Origin of the sequence: Actinacidiphila polyblastidii, assembly GCF_036353415.1 — a bacterium.
GTDB classification, from domain to species: Bacteria; Actinomycetota; Actinomycetes; order Streptomycetales; family Streptomycetaceae; genus Actinacidiphila; species Actinacidiphila polyblastidii.
In genome coordinates, this window is the sequence record NZ_JAZEWV010000098.1 from 1 (window position 1) to 373 (window position 373).

Here is a 373-nt window from a genome sequence, read left to right on the forward strand (position 1 = left end):
GCGGCGGCGTGCTGGTGCGCGCGGACGATGGTGGAGTCGATCTGCACCAGCCAGTCGATATCGCCGGCGGAGTCCGCATGGGCCTGGACCTGCTGGAGAGCCCGGGTGAACACGCCGTCCAGGGCATAGCGTCGGAAGCGGGTGTAGACCGTCTTCCACGGTCCGTAGCGTTCCGGCAGGTCACGCCAGGAGACTCCGGTCCGGATCTTGTAGACCATCCCGTTGATGACCCGCCGGTCCTCCACACGCGGACGGCCCGTCACGGCCCGCGGTATCAGCGGAGCGAGCAACTCCCACTCCCGATCGGTGAGTTCATGGCGACGTATCACGCCACCATGATCCACCATCAGATGATCTTTGAAGACGGACCCTA

Annotated in this window: 1 protein-coding gene; it reads right to left on the bottom strand. The window is 65.1% G+C overall.

The genetic code is table 11. The features are described from left to right. Positions 1-329: IS5 family transposase (locus tag V2S66_RS34395; RefSeq protein ID WP_330801039.1), on the bottom strand; the 329-nt coding region annotated here is incomplete at its 3' end. Positions 330-373 lie beyond the last annotated feature (44 nt).